We start from the raw sequence: 17,453 nt of genomic DNA on the forward strand, positions 1-17,453 counted from the left end.
CACCCCGCTGTGCGCGCGGGCCGTAGTGGACGGCCACTCGTCCGTCTCGGGGCCGCCAAGCGGTCGCCCGCCTGCCAGGACCGATGGCCGCCCCGCCCGTCGGCATCCCCCCATCTCCAGCGAGGCTCCCTTCCATACGCCCGCGCCGGCTCAGGAACCGTCACCGCGCAAGCGCCGTGAGCGGCCGCGTCGCACCACGGGCCAGGTCGCGACACCGATGGTCAGGGCGATCAGGTGACCCCAGTCGGTCATCGGGTCGGTGAAGGCGAGCAGGTCGGTCACCAGCATCCAGCCGAACAGCAGCAGCAACGGCCAGCGCAGATACGGCCCGAGCAGCCCCGCCAGAGCGCCCAGGCTCGCGGCCACGCCGAAGCTGACGCCGTAGTCGAGGCGGTGCAGTGAGCTGGCGGGCAGATGCCCGACGAGCACCGCGAGGCCTATGGGGACCTCCGTCGCGAGGGTCGCCCCCACATGCCCGAGCAGGAAGACACCGGCCGTGCGCATGCCGCCGATCCGGCGCTCCAGCGCGGTGAGCACGAACAGCAGGGCGACGGCGTACGGCGAGAGGATGCCGCCGGCGATCCACAGCGCACTGGCGACCAGGACCAGCACCGGCGTCCGCAGGAGGTGGGCGACATCGGTGCTGGAGCCTTGGTGGAGGGTGTGCACGAGCGCGGGATCGAGGTGCGCGGCGACCAGCGCGACGGCGGCCAGGACGGCGCCGTAGGCGAAGGTGAACGGTGTTCCGGTGGGGGTGGGGAGCAGCCGGAGCAGCCGCTGGGGGCGGGTGTCCGGGGTGGCCGTCGGCGGTGCCGGCGGCGGTGTTGCGGCGGTGACCGCCCGTTCGCGCTGGCGGGGCATGCCGTCGAGCAGAGCGGCCACGTCCGGAACGCACGCGTCCGGGGCGGGGGTCTGCGGTGCGGGCGCGTCGGAAGGAGCTGTGGGGGCGATCCGTTCCAAGGTGAACTGCTCCTTCCGTTCCGCCCCACCCTTCGTGCCCCACCCGCCCCTTGTCTGTGACCGGCGCCACCTCGACCCCGATTCACAGGGACTTCTCAAGGAGCCCCGGGCGGGCCGGAGTAGCTGCCAAGATGGGCCGATGCCCACCTCGTACGACATTCCCGAAGTCCTGGACCGTCGCGAGGGCCCGTACGGAGAGGTCGTCCTGCGGCGCCACGGCGAGTTGCTCCAGATCATCGCCAACGGCTGCTTCCTGATGGACACCTCCGACGGGCGCTCGGAGCGGACGCTCGTCGACGCGGCGCTAGGCGCGCTCGACGACCGCCCGGAGCCGCACGTGCTCATCGGCGGCCTCGGCGTCGGCTTCTCGCTCGCACACGCGGCCGCGAACCCCCGCTGGGGCCGGATCACGGTCGTCGAGCGGGAGCCCGCCATCATCGACTGGCACCGCACGGGCCCGCTCGCGGCGCTCTCCGCCGAGGCGCTCGCCGATCCCCGGACGAACATTCTGGAAACGGATCTGGTCGGATTCGTCAATGAGACATGCGCCACTTTTGACGCGCTGTGTCTCGACATCGACAACGGGCCCGACTGGACGGTCACGGAGGGCAACGGCGGACTCTACGCGCGTGCCGGACTCACAAGCTGCGCAAGGGTGTTGAAGCCGGGCGGGGTACTGGCCGTGTGGTCCGCGAAACCCTCTGCGGAATTTGAGGGATCACTGGCAAATGCCGGGTTCCAGCAGGTACGTACCGAGGAGATCCCCGTTGCCCGGGGCGTACCGGACGTCGTGCATCTCGGCGTCCGACCTGGATAGCAAAGGGGTGATGTCTCCCCGTACTCTGCTCCCCTACGCCGATCATTCAAGCGTCAATCGCAGTCATGCGCAGACAAGGAATCACCCCACATGGTTCCGGAAAGCACTCCCCAGGGGCGGGCGATGGAGCAGACACACACCTCCCACAACGGTTCGACGGCTACCCCGGGCGCTCAGCGCCGGGTCCTGGTCGTCGAGGACGATCCGACGATCGTCGACGCCATCGCGACCCGCCTGCGCGCCGAGGGATTCCTCGTGCAAACGGCGGTCGACGGTCCGTCGGCGGTGGACACGGCCGAGGCCTGGCAGCCGGACCTGCTGATCCTCGACATCATGCTGCCCGGCTTCGACGGCCTGGAGGTCTGCCGCCGCGTGCAGGCCGCCCGTCCGGTGCCGGTGCTCATGCTGACGGCCCGTGACGACGAGACCGACATGCTGGTCGGGCTCGGCGTCGGCGCCGACGACTACATGACCAAGCCGTTCTCGATGCGTGAGCTGGCCGCGCGCGTGCACGTCCTGCTGCGGCGGGTCGAGCGCGCCGCGCTGGCCGCCGCTACGCCCCGGTCCGGCATCCTCCGGCTCGGCGAGCTGGAGATCGACCACGCGCAGCGCCGGGTGCGGGTGCGGAGCGAGGACGTCCACCTCACTCCGACCGAGTTCGACCTGCTGGTGTGCCTGGCGAACACCCCGCGCGCGGTGCTCTCCCGTGAGCAGCTGCTGGCCGAGGTGTGGGACTGGGCGGACGCGTCGGGCACCAGGACCGTCGACAGCCACATCAAGGCGCTGCGCCGGAAGATCGGTGCCGAGCGGATCCGCACGGTGCACGGCGTGGGCTACGCCCTGGAGACGCCGACGCCATGAGCCAGGGTCCGGCCGGCCGGAGAAGCGCCAAGGAACCCTGGGGTGGCGTGAGCCCGTTCTCGATCAAGACCAAGCTGGGCGCGCTGGTCGTCATCGCGGTCCTCATCACCACCGGGCTGATGATGATCGCGATGCGCACAGCGACCGAGCTGCGCTTCATCACGGTCTTCTCGATGATCGCCACACTGCTCATTACGCAGTTCGTGGCCCATTCGCTCACCGCGCCCCTGGACGACATGAACGCGGTCGCCCGGTCCATCTCGCACGGCGACTACACCCGCCGGGTCCGCGAGAACCGCCGGGACGAGCTGGGCGACCTGGCCCAGACCATCAACCGCATGGCGGACGACCTGGAGGCCCAGGAACGCCAGCGCAAGGAACTTGTGGCAAATGTCTCCCACGAGCTGCGCACGCCCATCGCGGGCCTGCGCGCGGTGCTGGAGAACATCGTCGACGGGGTCACCCAGGCCGACCCCGAGACCATGCGCACGGCCCTGAAGCAGACCGAGCGGCTCGGCCGGCTGGTGGAGACGCTGCTGGACCTGTCCCGCCTCGACAACGGCGTCGTACCCCTGAAGAAGCGCCGTTTCGAGGTGTGGCCGTACCTGTCGGGCGTGCTCAAGGAGGCCAACATGGTCGCCACCGCGCGCGCGGGCATCGCGTCCGGGTCCGGCAGTCACACGCGCAACGACGTCCATCTGCACCTCGACGTGTCCCCGCCGGAGCTGACCGCGCACGCCGACCCGGAGCGCATCCACCAGGTCGTGGCCAACCTGATCGACAACGCGGTCAAGCACAGCCCGGCACACGGCCGGGTGACGGTCAGGGCGCGGCGCGGGGCGCTGCCCGAGTCGCTCGAACTGGAGGTCCTCGACGAGGGTCCCGGTATTCCGCGCTCCGAGTGGCACCGCGTCTTCGAGCGGTTCAACCGCGGTCAGGTCATGCGGCCGCACGGTCCGGGCAGCGACGGCGGCACCGGGCTCGGGCTCGCGATCGCCCGCTGGGCGGTGGATCTGCACGGAGGCCGGATCGGAGTGGCCGAATCCGAGCGGGGCTGCCGGATTCTTGTCACCCTTCCGGGACTTCCCTCTCTGCCAAGTTGACGTAAAGTGCGAAGCGGAGCCACAAGATCCATCTCTGTTCCGCGCCGACGGACACGTGTGATCAGGCAGAGGGCCGCGCCGCAGTCGCGCAGGGCCCCGCTCAGCGCTTCCCTCAGGCGGATTCACCTGCCGGAACCACGTTTGTTTCCCGCCATTTTCACCCCCGAAACCCGGTCTTTGATGTGACTTACACGACGATGGACCGGCCCGGCCTGACCTTCACCGTCTCGGGGGCGTAGCCTTTATTTCCGCTGTCCATCACCTTGTGAAGCGGAAGAGGGCGGTTGCCGCCGTGTCGCCACAGTCCCCCAGTAACTCCAGCATCTCGACCGACGCAGACCAAGCGGGCAAGAACCCCGCTGCCGCGTTCGGGCCGAACGAATGGCTCGTCGACGAGATCTATCAGCAGTACCTCCAGGACCCGAATTCGGTAGACCGTGCCTGGTGGGACTTCTTCGCCGACTACAAGTCGGGGGCTGCCGCTCCGGCTGCGGCGGGTACCGCGGCCGCGGGGGCCGCGGAGACCACCACCACCGCGTCCGCCGCGCCGGCTCCCAGCGCCCCGGCCCAGGCTCCCGCGCCGGCCCCGGCCGCTGCTCCGGCGGCCAAGCCGGCCGCCGCGGCTCCGGCCCCCGCCAAGGCCGCCGCCCCGGCGGCTCCGGCGCAGGCCGCTCCGGCCGCCAAGCCGGCCGCCGCGAAGCCCGCCGCCGCCGCGAAGCCCGCCACCGCCGGCTCCTCGCCCGAGGGCCCTGAGCTGGTGACCCTGCGCGGCCCCGCCGCCGCGGTCGCGAAGAACATGAACGCCTCCCTGGAGCTGCCCACGGCCACGTCCGTGCGCGCGGTCCCGGTGAAGCTGCTCTTCGACAACCGCATCGTCATCAACAACCACCTCAAGCGCGCCCGGGGCGGGAAGATCTCCTTCACGCACCTCATCGGGTACGCGATGGTGCAGGCCATCAAGGCCATGCCGTCGATGAACTGGCACTACGCGGAGAAGGACGGGAAGCCCACCCTCGTCAAGCCGCCGCACGTCAACTTCGGCCTCGCCATCGACCTGGTGAAGCCCAACGGCGACCGCCAGCTGGTCGTCGCGGGCATCAAGAAGGCCGAGACGCTGAACTTCTTCGAGTTCTGGCAGGCCTACGAGGACATCGTCCGCCGCGCCCGTGACGGCAAGCTGACGATGGACGACTTCTCGGGCGTCACGGTCTCCCTGACCAACCCGGGCGGCCTCGGCACCGTCCACTCGGTCCCGCGTCTGATGCCCGGCCAGTCGGTCATCATGGGCGTCGGCTCCATGGACTACCCGGCGGAGTTCCAGGGCACCTCCCAGGACACCCTGAACAAGCTCGGCATCTCGAAGGTCATGACGCTCACGTCGACCTACGACCACCGGGTCATCCAGGGCGCCGCCTCCGGCGAGTTCCTGCGCATCGTCGCCAACTACCTGCTCGGCGAGAACGGCTTCTACGACGAGATCTTCGAGGCGCTGCGCATCCCCTACGAGCCGGTCCGCTGGCTCAAGGACATCGACGCCTCGCACGACGACGACGTCACCAAGGCCGCCCGCGTCTTCGAACTGATCCACTCCTACCGGGTCCGCGGCCACGTCATGGCCGACACCGACCCGCTGGAGTACCGCCAGCGCAAGCACCCCGACCTGGACATCACCGAGCACGGCCTCACCCTGTGGGACCTGGAGCGGGAGTTCGCGGTCGGCGGTTTCGCCGGCAAGTCCCTGATGAAGCTGCGCGACATCCTCGGCGTGCTGCGCGACTCGTACTGCCGCACCACCGGCGTCGAGTTCATGCACATCCAGGACCCGAAGCAGCGCAGGTGGATCCAGGACCGCATCGAGCGCTCGCACACCAAGCCGGAGCGCGAGGAGCAGCTGCGCATCCTGCGCCGGCTGAACGCCGCCGAGGCCTTCGAGACCTTCCTGCAGACGAAGTACGTCGGCCAGAAGCGCTTCTCCCTGGAGGGCGGCGAGTCCGTCATCCCGCTGCTCGACGCGGTCCTCGACTCGGCCGCCGAGTCCCGTCTGGACGAGGTCGTCATCGGCATGGCCCACCGCGGCCGGCTGAACGTCCTGGCGAACATCGTCGGCAAGTCGTACGCGCAGATCTTCCGCGAGTTCGAGGGCAACCTCGACCCGAAGTCGATGCACGGCTCCGGCGACGTGAAGTACCACCTGGGCGCCGAGGGCACCTTCACGGGCCTGGACGGCGAGCAGATCAAGGTCTCGCTGGCCGCGAACCCCTCCCACCTGGAGACGGTCGACCCGGTCATCGAGGGCATCGTCCGCGCCAAGCAGGACATCATCAACAAGGGCGGCACGGACTTCACCGTCCTGCCGGTCGCCCTGCACGGTGACGCGGCCTTCGCGGGCCAGGGCGTGGTGGCCGAGACCCTGAACATGTCGCAGCTGCGGGGCTACCGCACCGGCGGCACGGTCCACATCGTCATCAACAACCAGGTCGGCTTCACGGCCGCCCCGGAGTCCTCGCGTTCCTCGATGTACGCCACCGACGTGGCCCGCATGATCGAGGCCCCGATCTTCCACGTGAACGGCGACGACCCGGAAGCCGTGGTCCGCGTCGCGCGGCTCGCCTTCGAGTTCCGCCAGGCGTTCAACAAGGACGTGGTGATCGACCTCATCTGCTACCGCCGCCGCGGTCACAACGAGTCGGACAACCCGGCCTTCACCCAGCCGCTGATGTACGACCTGATCGACAAGAAGCGCTCGGTGCGCAAGCTGTACACCGAGTCCCTCATCGGTCGCGGCGACATCACCCTGGAAGAGGCCGAGCAGGCCCTGCAGGACTACCAGGGCCAGCTGGAGAAGGTCTTCACCGAGGTCCGCGAGGCCGTCACGGCCCAGCCGGCCGCCGGTCCCGTCTCCGACCCGCAGGCCGAGTTCCCGGTCGCCGTGAACACCGCGATCTCCGCGGAGGTCGTGAAGCGGATCGCCGAGTCCCAGGTCAACATCCCCGACACCTTCAACGTCCACCCGCGTCTGCTGCCGCAGCTGCAGCGCCGGGCGGCGATGGTCGAGGACGGCACGATCGACTGGGGCATGGGCGAGACGCTGGCCGTCGGCTCGCTGCTCCTGGAGGGCACCCCGGTCCGGCTGTCGGGCCAGGACTCCCAGCGCGGCACCTTCGGCCAGCGCCACGCGGTCCTCATCGACCGCGAGACGGGCGAGGAGCACACCCCGCTCCAGTACCTGAACGAGGACCAGGCCCGCTACAACGTCTACAACTCCCTGCTGTCCGAGTACGCGGTCATGGGCTTCGAGTACGGCTACTCGCTGGCCCGGCCCGACGCGCTCGTGCTGTGGGAGGCGCAGTTCGGCGACTTCGTCAACGGCGCGCAGACGATCGTCGACGAGTACATCTCGGCGGCCGAGCAGAAGTGGGGCCAGACGTCGGGTGTGACGTTGTTGCTGCCGCACGGCTACGAGGGCCAGGGCCCGGACCACTCGTCCGCGCGCGTGGAGCGCTTCCTCCAGCTCTGCGCCCAGAACAACATGACGGTCGCGATGCCGACCCTGCCGTCGAACTACTTCCACCTCCTGCGGTGGCAGGTGCACAACCCGCACCACAAGCCGCTGGTGGTCTTCACCCCGAAGTCGATGCTGCGCCTCAAGGCCGCCGCGTCGAAGACGGAGGAGTTCACCTCGGGTCAGTTCCGCCCGGTCATCGGCGACACCTCCGTGGAGGCCGCCGCGGTCCGCAAGGTCGTCTTCGTGGCGGGCAAGCTGTACTACGACCTCGAGGCCGAGCGTCAGAAGCGCGGCATCACGGACACGGCGATCATCCGCATCGAGCGCCTGTACCCGCTCCCGGGCACCGAGCTCCAGGCGGAGATCGCCAAGTACCCGAACGCCGAGAAGTACCTGTGGGCCCAGGAGGAGCCGGCGAACCAGGGCGCGTGGCCCTTCATCGCCCTCAACCTGATCGACCACCTGGACCTGGCGGTCGGCGCCGACGTCCCGCACGGCGAGCGCCTGCGGCGGATCTCCCGCCCGCACAGCTCCTCCCCGGCCGTCGGTTCCGCCAAGCGGCACCAGGCGGAGCAGGAGCAGCTGGTGCGTGAGGTGTTCGACGCGTAGCCGCTCCCGCGCGGGCAGTACGTCACCGGGCCGCATCCCTCTCCCGAGGGGTGCGGCCCGGCCGTTTCGGCGCACTTATCCTTGACGGCATGTACTTCACGGACCGTGGCATCGAGGAGCTGGAGAAGCGGCGCGGCGAGGAGGAGGTCACCTTCGAGTGGCTCGCCGAGCAACTGAGGACGTTCGTCGACCTCAACCCCGACTTCGAGGTCCCGGTGGAGCGGCTGGCGACCTGGCTGGCCCGGTTGGACGACGAGGACGACGAGTAGGGCGGATGTGGTGCAGGGGCGCGCCTTCGGGTGCGCCCTTCGTGTGTGCGCCGCTCGTGTTCAGCCGCGGGTGTGCGCCAGTTCCGCTCGGGACCGGTCGGACGCGGGCGCCAGTTCCGCTCGGGACCGTCGGACGCGGGCGCCAGTTCCGCTCGGGACCGGTCGGACGCGGGCGCCAGTTCCGCTCGGGACCGTCGGACGCGGGCGCCAGTTCCGCTCGGGACCGTCGGACGCGGGCGCCAGTTCCGCTCGGGACCGTCGGACACGGGCGCCAGTTCCGCTCGGGACCGTCGGACACGGGCGCCAGTTCCGCTCGGGACCGTCGGACACGGGCGCCAGTTCCGCTCGGGACCGGTCGGGCGCGTGCGTCAGTTCCGCTCGGGACCGTCGGACACGGGCGCCAGTTCCGCTCGGGATCAGTCGCGCGGGTGCGCCAGGTCGTACGACAACCCCACCGCCCCGTGCACCAGCAGCAGCGCCCCCGCGGCGAGCCAGCCGCCGCTGCGCTGCCGTAGGCCCCAGGCGGCCAGTGGGAGGCCCGTTGCCATCTGGGCGAGGGCGAGGGTGCGGGCCCTCTGGTCGCCGGACCAGGGGAGCCAGGGGGCCAGGCGGCGGCCTGCGGCGGCTTCCGGTTCGACCCGGACCGTTTCCCGCCCGCCGTCCCAGGCGATCGGGCGGGCGTCCGGCCGGGCCCGGGCCAGCTCGTGGAGGCGGTCGGGCGGTTCGCCGGGAGCGAGGCCGGCGGGGAGTGTCAGGCCCACGCGCGTGAGGACCGCGAGCAGACCGCGCAGACGGGCGCGGGCGTCGGAGGCGGGGTCCGGTTTCGTGAGGTGGTCGAGGGACTGGACGTCCAGGACCGGGTCGAGGCCCAGACGGGCGGCGAAGGTGCGCATGGCCTCGTCCTCGCCGGCCGGGGTGCCGTTGGCGAGCCAGATGTAGCCGACGGGGCGGCGGAAGCCGGACGCGAGGGTGTAGCCGCCGCGGTCGGCGTCCCACCACAGGGCGAGAACGGGCCAGGGAGCGCCGACGGCCAGGGCGGTGGCCCAGCCGGTCAGGACGCGGTCGACGGGCTCCTCACCGTGCAGCCAGGGCCTGCCCTCGGGCACCAGGACACTCCAGCCCTCCCCCGCGCGCGTGAGCAGCATCCGCTCGCGCAGCAGCCGGGCCGCGGGGGCGACGGAATCCGGCTCGGCCCGGCAGAGCAGCAGGGCACCGGGGGCGGGAGCGGTGCGACCGGCGCGGGAGGTGGCTTCCGTCGACATGGTCACACGCTAGGTCGATTTGCCGCGATTAGTCATATTCGCGGCTGTGGAGGTCGCTAGAAAGAGTGTCTTGACTTTCGAGGTCCACGATATATCGTGAATTGCGAGAGACGCGATATGGCGCGTTACTACGGGGAGGTCCGCACCGTGCCCAAGTCCGAGTGGTCCGTCGCTGAGCCGAACAAGCTCGAGTTCGACGTCCCTGTGAACGATCTGCACGTCCGCATCGTCAACGGAACAGTCAACGTCGTGGGCATCGACGAGAGTTCCACCCGCCTGGAGGTCTCCGAGGTCGAGGGCCCGCCCCTGATCGTCACGCTGGAGGGCGACACCCTCACGGTGGCCTACGAGGACCTGCCCTGGAAGGGCTTCCTCAAGTGGCTCGACCGCAAGGGCTGGCGGCGCAGCGCGGTCGTCTCGCTGGCCGTGCCGGCCGACACCCGCGTCGAGGTGGGAGTGGTCGGGGCCGCGGCCGTGGTGTCGGGGGTGCGCGGCCCGTCGGTGGTGAAGGGGGTCAACGGCGACACGACCCTCGTCGGCCTCTCCGGCCCCGTCCGCGCCGACACCGTCTCCGGGAACCTGGAGGCCCAGGCCGTCACCGGCGACCTGCGCTTCAACTCGGTCTCCGGGGATCTCACCGTCGTGGAGGGCTCCGGCCCCTCCGTGCGGGCCGACTCGGTCAGCGGCTCGATGATCGTCGACCTCGATCCGGAGGGTCCCACCGACGTGCGGCTGACCAGCGTCTCGGGTGAGATCGCCATCCGGCTCCCCCAGCCGGCGGACGCGGAGGTGGAGGCCAACACCGCGAGCGGGACGATCTCCAACGCCTTCGACTGTCTGCGCGTGCACGGCCAGTGGGGTGCCCACAAGGTCACGGGCCGCCTCGGCGCAGGCACCGGCAAGCTCCGCGCGACCACCGTCTCCGGCTCCATCGCCCTGCTGCGCCGGCCACCCCGGGAGGACGAGGAGGCTCCGTGGGAGACGGACCCCTTCGTGAAGGACAGGGGCACGGGTACCGAGCCGAGCGGCGCCGGTGACCGGGCGGACGGCAGCGACTCCCTCGCCGCCGGGGACCCGACCGACGCGGCGGCCACCGATCCCACGGACCCCCTCGACCCGTCCGACCTGGCGGACAGGACGGACCCGGCTGACCCGAGGGACCCGTCCGGCCCCACGGATCCAACCAGCCCGGCGGACCCTGCCGCCCCCGCGGACCACGGACACCTCTCCTCGGGAGACAATTCCGTCTCCGGCCAGGGCGACGCCCCCGCCCCCACGGACGATCCCACCCGCGCCCCGGCCGACGGCACGACCGACAAGAAGGTGCTCTGACATGCCCCCCGTCTTCGCCCACGGCCGCCTCCGCCTCTACCTGTTGAAGCTGCTGGACGAGGCCCCGCGCCACGGCTACGAGGTGATCCGGCTCCTGGAGGAGCGCTTCCAGGGCCTGTACGCCCCCTCGGCGGGCACCGTCTACCCCCGGCTGGCCAAGCTGGAGGCGGAGGGCCTGGTCACCCACACCACCGAGGGCGGCCGCAAGGTGTACGCCATCACGGACGCGGGCCGCGCCGAACTGGCCGACCGCAGCGGCGAACTGGCCGACCTGGAGCTGGAGATCCGCGAGTCGGTCGCCGAGCTCGCCGCCGAGATCCGGGCCGATGTGCGCGGCGCGGCGGGCGACCTGCGGCGCGAGGTGCGGGCGGCCGCGACCGAGGCCCGCCAGGGCAGCGGCACCAAGGGAGGCACCGGCGCCCACGAGGGCCCCTTCGGGGACTTCACGGAGTACGCCGACAAGGAGTCGTGGCGTGTCGCCAAGGAGGAGATGCGCCGCGTCAAGCAGGAGTGGAAGGAGCAGGCCCGGCGCGCCAAGGACGAGAGCCGCCGCGCCCGCGAGGAGGCCCAGCGGGCCCGTCGACAGGCCAAGGAGGCCCAGGAGCGGGCCCGGGAGCAGGCGCAGGAGGAGGTGCAGCGCATCGCGCGGCGGGTGCAGGAGCAGGTGCAGGACCACTTCGCGCGGGGCGACTGGCCGACGGGGGTGCGCGAGGGTCTGACCGAACTGGCCAAGGAGTTCGGCGAGTTCGGGAAGGACTACGGCAAGGAGTTCGGGAAGGACTTCGGCTTCGGCCGGGGCGGCGTGAGGTCCGAGAAGGCATCTTCGGGCCCCGAGTACTCGCACACCCCCGACGACTTCCCCGCCGAGCACGAACCTTCCTGGGCCCACGAGGCCCCGACCGACAATCCCGCCCGCGACCTGGACCGTCTGCTGGACCGCTTCCGTGACGACATCCGTGACGCGGCCCGCGACCACGGCGTCACGGCGGACCAACTCCGTGACGCCCGCCGCCATCTGTCCACGGCGGCGGCCCACATAGGAGCGCTGTTGCGCGCACCGAAGGCGTGAGACGGTGCCGGCGGCCATGAAGGCGGCGCGGCGCAGAGCAGTGCGCCGCGCCAGAGGGCTGTCACTCCTGGGGTGACGGCGCAGCCCGCCAGGACCGCTGACGCCGGATTTGCGTACGAGGGGATGACGTCGGCTTCGACGACGTCGCCGTCGCGCGTTGCGCATCCGAATCCCAGTGGGATGAACGACGGCTCGTACCCGGTGAGTCGTCTCGTGCCGACCGCCTTGTCGCACGCACGGGACTGGTCCGTGTCGTCGAAGAAGAGCAGGTGCAGCACGCCCCAGGTGTACATGCCGATCAGGCCGACCTGGCGCGGACCAGCAGTCTGGTGCCGCGGCCGGTCAGCCAGAGCGTGGCGACAAGGCCGAGGAGGATCAGCAGGAGGAGGACAACGGATTTGTGTCCTTCGAACGGAGCGTCTCCCGACACCTGAACCCCTGTCACATGAAGTGCGGCAGCACCGCAGACGGAGGCACCGGAAGCGGACGCAGGCCCTCAGCCGGCCTTCGCCTCTCCCCCGCCGTAGAGGACACGCAAGACCGACTCGTAGGTCACCCCCTGATCGGCGAGGACCTCCCCCGGCAGCCCCGGCCTGACGGTCAGGGCCAGAAGGATGTGCTCGTCGCCGATGTGGCGCTCACGGCGGGCCACCGCCATCCGCAGCGCCTTCTCCAGGGTCTCCTTGGCGCCCTGCCCGAAGGGACGCCGTCCGGACCGCCACCCCTTGCCCCTCCGGTCACCGGACATCGCCCCGACCCCGTGCACCTCCTCGACCCTGGCGACGATCTCCGAGACGTCGATGCCGAGTCCGGCCAGCGCCTCGGCGTCCGCCGGGGACAGCCCGGCCCGCCGCCGCGCCGCACTCAGGGCTTCCCGTACGGCGTCCCCTCGCTCGGCGAGTCCGAGCGCGGCCAGGGCGAAGGAGGCACGACCGGCCTCCCGGTCCAGCAGCGCGAGCAGCAGATGCTCGGCGTCCACGGACCCCGCCCCCGCCCCTTCGGCGTGTTCGACCGCGCCCATGACCACAGCCCGGGCATCCTTCGTGAACCGCTCGAACATCAATGCCTCCCGTACTTCTTGTGCACGGCCTGTCTGCTCACTCCGAGTTCCGCGGCGATCTCCTGCCACGACCAGCCCTGATTGCGCGCGCTGCGCACCTGGACCGACTCCAGTTGCTCCAGCAGCCGACGCAGCGCGGCGACGGCGCGCAGCCCGACCCGAGGGTCGCGATCACCGGCGCGCTCGGCGAGATCCGTTGCTTCGGTCATGATGTCAACCTACGTTGACACGACTCACCTGTCAACCGCGATTGACAAACGCCGACGGCCGACCCGCAACCGGGTCGGCCGTCGGCAGGTGAGCCTGAAGGTCAGCCGTTGGTCAGCACGATCTTCCCGAACTGCTCACCGGACGCGACCCGTTGGAAGCCCTCTCGGGCACGGTCCATCGGAAGGATCTCGTCGATGACGGGACGCACTCCCGTGGCCGAGCAGAACGCGAGCAGGTCCTCCAGCTCGTCCTTGGTGCCCATGGTCGAGCCCACGATCTTGAGCTCCAGGAAGAAGATCCGGGTCAGTTCGGCGTGCGAGGGGCGGTCGCCGCTCGTGGCACCGGAGATGACCAGCGTGCCTCCGGGCCTGAGCGACTTCACGGAGTGCGACCAGGTGGCCGCGCCCACCGTCTCGATGACGGCGTCCACCCGCTGCGGCAGCCGCGCGCCGGGCTCCAGCGCCTCCACGGCCCCGAGCTCCACCGCGCGCCTCCGCTTGGCCGCGTCCCGGCTGCTGGCGAAGACCCGCAGCCCCGCGGCCTTCCCGAGCACGATCGCGGCCGTGGCGACACCACCGCCGGCCCCCTGCACCAGCACGGAGTCACCGGGCCGGACGCCGGCGTTCGTGAAGAGCATCCGGTACGCCGTCAGCCAGGCCGTGGGCAGACAGGCGGCCTCCGCGAAGGAGAGCTCCTTCGGCTTGGGCAGGACGTTCCAGGTCGGCACGGTCACCTGCTCGGCGAACGTCCCCTGGTAGCGCTCGGTGAGGATGGACCGCGGCTCCTTGGGGCCGACGCCGTGCCCGCTCTGCCCGATGACGGAGTGCAGGACGACCTCGTTGCCGTCCTCGTCGACGCCGGCGGCGTCACAGCCGAGGATCATCGGCAGCTTGTCCTCCGCGAGGCCCACGCCGCGCAGGGACCAGAGGTCATGGTGATTGAGGGAAGCGGCCTTGACGTCGACGACGCTCCAACCCGGGCGGGCTTCGGGGGCGGGGCGCTCCCCCAACTCCAGTCCCGAGAGCGGGTTGTCGCGGTCGATTCGGGCGGCGTAGACAGCGAACATGACCTTGACGATAGGGTCCGCCGACGGTGCGGCGGAACCGGGACGCGATGTGACACATGCCCTCTTGCGAAACAGTGCGCCCAGGGGGTGCCGGGTTCGGTCGTCGGGCGGGTGGGGGCTGGTCGCGCAGTTCCCCGCGCCCCTAGGGGGTTGCAGTCGCCCTGCGCCGGAATGGACCGCGGGCCGTTGGCCGCGTACGGCGGGAAGGGGACGGGGTGGGGGGTGTCCGCCCGCAGCGGCCGGCGTCCGTTACCGAGCCCTACTCAAGCGGCCGAGCCGCCGGACCGAGGACGGATACCCCCCACCCCGGCCCCGACCCACAACCCACCGCACGCGCTACACCAGCCCCCACCGAAGCCGCACCGGCCGCCGCAGGCATCTCAGGGGCGCGGGGAACTGCGCAAAACGCCCGCCCCCACCCACCCGCACCCGAACCCGCGCCGCCCCCGCCACCCAATCAGCCCCACCCAAAGGCAAAAAAACGGCCCCGCCCGGAAACGCACCCGGACGGGACCCCTCACACCAAGCACTACCACTCAGCGACGAGCGACACCCTCCGCCCGAGCCGCCGCAGCGACCGCCGCCGTGACCGCAGGAGCCACCCGCTCGTCGAACGGCGAGGGGATCACGTAGTCCGCCGCCAGGTCGTCACCGACCACCGCCGCCAGTGCCTCCGCCGCCGCGATCTTCATGCCCTCCGTGATCCGGGAGGCCCGCACCTGGAGCGCCCCCGCGAAGATGCCCGGGAACGCCAGCACGTTGTTGATCTGGTTCGGGAAGTCGGACCGCCCGGTGGCCACCACGGCCGCGTACTTGTGCGCGACGTCGGGGTGCACCTCGGGGTTCGGGTTCGCCATCGCGAACACGAAGGCACCCTCGGCCATGGAAGCGACCGCGGACTCCGCGACCGTACCGCCGGAGACGCCGATGAAGACGTCGGCGCCGGCCAGCGCGTCCTCCAGCGACCCGGTCAGGCCCGCCTTGTTGGTGAACCCGGCCAGCTCCCGCTTGACGGACGTGAGGTCGTCCCGTTCGGCGGACACGACGCCCTTGCGGTCGGCGACGGCGACGTCACCGATCCCCGCCTCGACGAGCATCTTGGCGATGGCGACCCCGGCCGCTCCGGCACCGGAGATCACCGCACGCAGATCCCCGATCGACCGCCCGCTCAGCCGCGCGGCGTTGCGCAGCGCCGCCAGCGTCACGACGGCCGTCCCGTGCTGGTCGTCGTGGAAGACGGGAATGTCCAGCCGCTCCTGGAGCCGCTTCTCGATCTCGAAGCACCGAGGAGCCGAGATGTCCTCGAGGTTCACGCCACCGAAGGAGGGCGCGAGACGGACCACGGTCTCGATGATCTCGTCGACGTCCGTGCAGGCCAGGGCGAGCGGAACCGCGTCCACACCGCCGAACTGCTTGAACAGGATCGCCTTGCCCTCCATCACCGGGAGGGAGGCCTCGGGTCCGATGTCACCGAGCCCGAGGACGGCCGTGCCGTCGGTCACGACGGCGACGACGGAGGACTTCCACGTGTAGTCGTGGACGAGGTCCGGCTGCTCGGCGATGGCGCTGCACACCTTCGCCACGCCGGGCGTGTACGCGAGGGACAGGTCGTCCTTGTCGCGGATCGGCACGGTGGCCTGCACAGCCATCTTGCCGCCACGGTGCAGCGCGAACGCGGGGTCGAAGGAATCGAGGGGCTCCGCCCCTCCGTCCTGTCCCGTATCACTGTCGCTGCGAGGATTGACGATCTCCGCTGCCACTTTGTCTTACCCCTTAGGTCTTCATGGTTTGAGGGTGGCCACTCCTGGTTGAGAAGTGGGCGGGCACCGCGTACGGCCCTGGTCACTGATGCGTACGGGCCGGTACGCGACGGGCGCGCCGCACACGCGCCCTGAGCCCCGGATGAGGGGTGTAAAGAACCTTCTTACCGGACGACCGGCGTCGGCGACGAGTCCAATACGTCCAAGGTCACATGCCGGAGCCCAAATCGATCATCGATCATCGGCGCGGGTGACATGCGTCATGGGGGCGGTATACGGCCACGTCCACGCGAGCCCCTCGGCCAGAGGCCGAACCGAAGATTTTCCGGCCGGAATGCCAGATTCCCGCAGATGGTCCGGTCACGATGTACGGACATAGTGCGGTTCGGGGGTCACCCGTTATCCGATTTTGACATGACCGGCCCCCAGAATGGTCCAGTCCGAATGGCAAGATGCCGTAATCACACGAGGTCGCGACACTCGAAGGCGTGTGCTCTCGTCGACCTGAGGAATGAAGGCGGTGCTGCCGGACCGATCGGCAGCCGCCCCGCCCATCGGCATCTCCACCCATCCGCCGGAGGAACCCACCATGACCGCAAGCTCCACCCGTCGTACGACCGCCGCGCGCACCAGGACAGCCGCGGTAGGCGCGATCGCGGTCGCAGGCGCCCTGATCCTCACCGGCTGCGGCGACCAGACGGACAGCGGCGGCAGCAGCTCGGAGTCGTCCGCCTCCGCCTCGGCTCCGCTCGCGAGCAAGCTGCCCGCCGACATCCGCAAGGCCGGCGTCATCAAGGTCGGCTCGGACATCGCGTACCCGCCGGTCGAGTACATGGAGAACGGCAAGGCCGTCGGTATCGACCCGGACATCGCGGACGCGCTCGGCAAGCAGCTTGGGGTGAAGTTCGACTTCCAGAACGGCAAGTTCGACAACCTGATCGTCGGCCTCCAGGCCAACCGGTTCCAGGTGATCATGTCGGCGATGAACGACACCAAGGACCGCCAGAACGGCATCAACTCCGACAACGGCCAGAAGGCCGGCAACGGCGTCGACTTCGTCGACTACTTCACGGCCGGTACGTCGATCCTGGTCCAGAAGGGCAACCCCAAGGGCATCAAGTCGCTGGACGACCTGTGCGGCAAGGTCGTGGCCCTGCAGAAGGGCACCACGTCCGAGGGCATCGCCCAGGCGCAGAGCAAGAAGTGCAAGAAGGACGGCAAGAAGGCCATCGACCTGCAGACCTTCGACACCGACCCCGAGGCGCTGCTCCGCCTGAAGCAGGGCGCGTCCGTCGCCGACCTCAACGACTTCCCGGTGGCGGCCTACAACGCGAAGACCTCCGGCGGCGGCAAGGACTTCGAGGTCGTGGGCGACCAGATCGAGGCAGGGCCGTACGGCATCGCCGTCAGCAAGGGCAGCACCCAGCTGCGCGACGCCCTCCAGGCCGCGATGAACGCGATCATCAAGAACGGCGACTACGCCAAGATCATGCAGAAGTGGAACGTCGCGGACGGCGCGGTGACCGAGTCGAAGATCAACGGCGGCTCCTGATCCCGGCGCAACACTGAA

Annotated in this window: 14 protein-coding genes; 8 read left to right on the forward strand and 6 right to left on the reverse strand. The window is 70.4% G+C overall.

Annotated elements, in window-relative coordinates:
* Positions 1-150: 150 nt before the first annotated feature.
* Entirely contained in the window at positions 151-960 is an 810-nt protein-coding gene (locus ACFYZ8_RS11675; RefSeq protein ID WP_388534573.1) for a rhomboid-like protein, read from the reverse strand.
* 139 nt (positions 961-1,099) lie between these two features.
* On the opposite strand from ACFYZ8_RS11675, the gene ACFYZ8_RS11680 reads away from it, so the two are divergent.
* The 5 genes from ACFYZ8_RS11680 (at position 1,100) to ACFYZ8_RS11700 (ending at position 8,124) form a co-directional block, all read left to right on the forward strand.
* On the forward strand, positions 1,100-1,777 hold the full coding sequence (locus ACFYZ8_RS11680) for a spermidine synthase (protein WP_359033689.1): 678 nt from the start codon (positions 1,100-1,102) through the stop codon (positions 1,775-1,777).
* 123 nt (positions 1,778-1,900) lie between these two features.
* Entirely contained in the window at positions 1,901-2,638 is a 738-nt protein-coding gene (locus tag ACFYZ8_RS11685) for a response regulator transcription factor (RefSeq protein WP_053851412.1), read from the forward strand.
* On the forward strand, positions 2,635-3,741 hold the full coding sequence (locus tag ACFYZ8_RS11690; RefSeq protein ID WP_359033692.1) for an ATP-binding protein: 1,107 nt from the start codon (positions 2,635-2,637) through the stop codon (positions 3,739-3,741). The genes ACFYZ8_RS11685 and ACFYZ8_RS11690 overlap by 4 nt, the downstream gene beginning before the upstream one ends.
* 292 nt (positions 3,742-4,033) lie before the next feature.
* Positions 4,034-7,855: a multifunctional oxoglutarate decarboxylase/oxoglutarate dehydrogenase thiamine pyrophosphate-binding subunit/dihydrolipoyllysine-residue succinyltransferase subunit gene (locus tag ACFYZ8_RS11695; RefSeq protein WP_388534576.1), complete on the forward strand. Its 3,822-nt coding sequence runs from the start codon at positions 4,034-4,036 to the stop codon at positions 7,853-7,855.
* Positions 7,856-7,944: 89 nt separating this feature from the next.
* Positions 7,945-8,124 carry a DUF6104 family protein gene (locus tag ACFYZ8_RS11700; protein WP_003992906.1) on the forward strand — a complete coding sequence of 60 codons (180 nt, stop codon included), beginning with the start codon at positions 7,945-7,947 and terminating at the stop codon, positions 8,122-8,124.
* A gap of 416 nt (positions 8,125-8,540) precedes the next feature.
* Here the strand turns inward: ACFYZ8_RS11700 and ACFYZ8_RS11705 are convergent, their stop codons facing one another.
* Entirely contained in the window at positions 8,541-9,386 is an 846-nt protein-coding gene (locus ACFYZ8_RS11705) for a hypothetical protein (RefSeq protein ID WP_388534579.1), read from the reverse strand.
* A 117-nt stretch (positions 9,387-9,503) separates the two neighbouring features.
* On the opposite strand from ACFYZ8_RS11705, the gene ACFYZ8_RS11710 reads away from it, so the two are divergent.
* Both ACFYZ8_RS11710 and ACFYZ8_RS11715 read left to right on the forward strand, forming a co-directional pair.
* Positions 9,504-10,718 (forward strand): hypothetical protein, encoded by a 1,215-nt coding sequence (locus ACFYZ8_RS11710; protein WP_388534582.1) that lies wholly within the window; start codon positions 9,504-9,506, stop codon positions 10,716-10,718.
* Position 10,719: 1 nt separating this feature from the next.
* Positions 10,720-11,787 (forward strand): helix-turn-helix transcriptional regulator, encoded by a 1,068-nt coding sequence (locus ACFYZ8_RS11715; protein ID WP_388534584.1) that lies wholly within the window; start codon positions 10,720-10,722, stop codon positions 11,785-11,787.
* 496 nt (positions 11,788-12,283) lie between these two features.
* Here the strand turns inward: ACFYZ8_RS11715 and ACFYZ8_RS11720 are convergent, their stop codons facing one another.
* From ACFYZ8_RS11720 to ACFYZ8_RS11735, 4 genes are all read right to left on the reverse strand, one after another.
* On the reverse strand, positions 12,284-12,847 hold the full coding sequence (locus tag ACFYZ8_RS11720; RefSeq protein ID WP_388534587.1) for a Clp protease N-terminal domain-containing protein: 564 nt from the start codon (positions 12,845-12,847) through the stop codon (positions 12,284-12,286).
* Positions 12,847-13,056, reverse strand: a complete 210-nt coding sequence (locus ACFYZ8_RS11725; RefSeq protein ID WP_007384656.1) for a helix-turn-helix domain-containing protein — start codon at positions 13,054-13,056, stop codon at positions 12,847-12,849. Before ACFYZ8_RS11725 ends, ACFYZ8_RS11720 begins: the two co-directional genes overlap by 1 nt.
* Before the next feature lie 101 nt (positions 13,057-13,157).
* Positions 13,158-14,123, reverse strand: a complete 966-nt coding sequence (locus ACFYZ8_RS11730; RefSeq protein ID WP_388534590.1) for a zinc-binding dehydrogenase — start codon at positions 14,121-14,123, stop codon at positions 13,158-13,160.
* Positions 14,124-14,659: 536 nt separating this feature from the next.
* Positions 14,660-15,883 carry an NADP-dependent malic enzyme gene (locus tag ACFYZ8_RS11735; RefSeq protein WP_359040557.1) on the reverse strand — a complete coding sequence of 408 codons (1,224 nt, stop codon included), beginning with the start codon at positions 15,881-15,883 and terminating at the stop codon, positions 14,660-14,662.
* Between the two features lie 589 nt (positions 15,884-16,472).
* On the opposite strand from ACFYZ8_RS11735, the gene ACFYZ8_RS11740 reads away from it, so the two are divergent.
* Entirely contained in the window at positions 16,473-17,435 is a 963-nt protein-coding gene (locus tag ACFYZ8_RS11740) for an ABC transporter substrate-binding protein (protein WP_359040555.1), read from the forward strand.
* Positions 17,436-17,453 lie beyond the last annotated feature (18 nt).

The sequence above is a fragment of the Streptomyces sp. NPDC001668 genome (assembly GCF_042893155.1).
Lineage (GTDB): Bacteria > Actinomycetota > Actinomycetes > Streptomycetales > Streptomycetaceae > Streptomyces.

Bases quoted from the DNA above. Each gene is read 5' to 3' on its own strand.
- ACFYZ8_RS11680 (WP_359033689.1), top strand. From the start codon at position 1,100: ATGCCCACCTCGTACGACATTCCCGAAGTCCTGGACCGTCGCGAGGGC.
- ACFYZ8_RS11685 (WP_053851412.1), top strand. From the start codon at position 1,901: ATGGAGCAGACACACACCTCCCACAACGGTTCGACGGCTACCCCGGGC.
- ACFYZ8_RS11690 (WP_359033692.1), top strand. From the start codon at position 2,635: ATGAGCCAGGGTCCGGCCGGCCGGAGAAGCGCCAAGGAACCCTGGGGT.
- ACFYZ8_RS11700 (WP_003992906.1), top strand. From the start codon at position 7,945: ATGTACTTCACGGACCGTGGCATCGAGGAGCTGGAGAAGCGGCGCGGC.
- ACFYZ8_RS11705 (WP_388534579.1), bottom strand. From the start codon at position 9,386: ATGTCGACGGAAGCCACCTCCCGCGCCGGTCGCACCGCTCCCGCCCCC.
- ACFYZ8_RS11710 (WP_388534582.1), top strand. From the start codon at position 9,504: ATGGCGCGTTACTACGGGGAGGTCCGCACCGTGCCCAAGTCCGAGTGG.
- ACFYZ8_RS11715 (WP_388534584.1), top strand. From the start codon at position 10,720: ATGCCCCCCGTCTTCGCCCACGGCCGCCTCCGCCTCTACCTGTTGAAG.
- ACFYZ8_RS11720 (WP_388534587.1), bottom strand. From the start codon at position 12,847: ATGTTCGAGCGGTTCACGAAGGATGCCCGGGCTGTGGTCATGGGCGCG.
- ACFYZ8_RS11725 (WP_007384656.1), bottom strand. From the start codon at position 13,056: ATGACCGAAGCAACGGATCTCGCCGAGCGCGCCGGTGATCGCGACCCT.
- ACFYZ8_RS11730 (WP_388534590.1), bottom strand. From the start codon at position 14,123: ATGTTCGCTGTCTACGCCGCCCGAATCGACCGCGACAACCCGCTCTCG.
- ACFYZ8_RS11740 (WP_359040555.1), top strand. From the start codon at position 16,473: ATGACCGCAAGCTCCACCCGTCGTACGACCGCCGCGCGCACCAGGACA.